At 47.1% G+C, this 546-nt stretch carries 1 pseudogene; it reads left to right on the top strand.

Going from position 1 to position 546, the window contains the following annotated elements:
* A pseudogene (gene relA, locus R8O11_RS30535) lies at nucleotides 1-546 on the top strand (GTP diphosphokinase); the annotation flags it as partial.

Below are 546 nucleotides of genomic sequence, written 5' to 3'. Positions count from 1 at the left end.
TTGTCGAAGACTTATCTCAAGAGATGAAAGCTTGTGGCATTAATGCCGAAGTAAGTGGTCGTCCTAAACACATCTACAGCATTTGGCGAAAAATGCAGAAGAAGAGTTTGGCGTTTGATGAATTGTTTGATGTGCGTGCAGTACGTATCATCGCCGACAAACTGCAAGATTGTTACGCTGCGTTAGGTGTGGTTCATACCAAATACAAGCACTTACCGAGTGAGTTCGACGACTACGTTGCAAACCCAAAACCAAATGGTTACCAATCGATTCACACCGTGATTCTTGGCCCTGAAGGCAAAACCATCGAGATTCAAATTCGCACCAAGCAAATGCACGAAGAATCTGAGTTGGGCGTTGCCGCGCACTGGAAATACAAAGAAGGTGCGAGCAGCCGCAGTGGTTACGATGAGAAAATTACCTGGCTGCGTAAACTGTTGGATCGGCAAGAAGAAATGTCCGATTCTGGTGAGATGTTGGATGAGCTCCGAAGCCAAGTCTTCGATGACCGCGTCTACGCATTTACACCTCGCGGCGATGTTGTCG

This window comes from Vibrio sp. 1288 (assembly GCF_033344475.1).
Note: the sequence above shows the minus strand (reverse complement) of the source record. Positions and strands in the feature narration are given on the sequence as shown.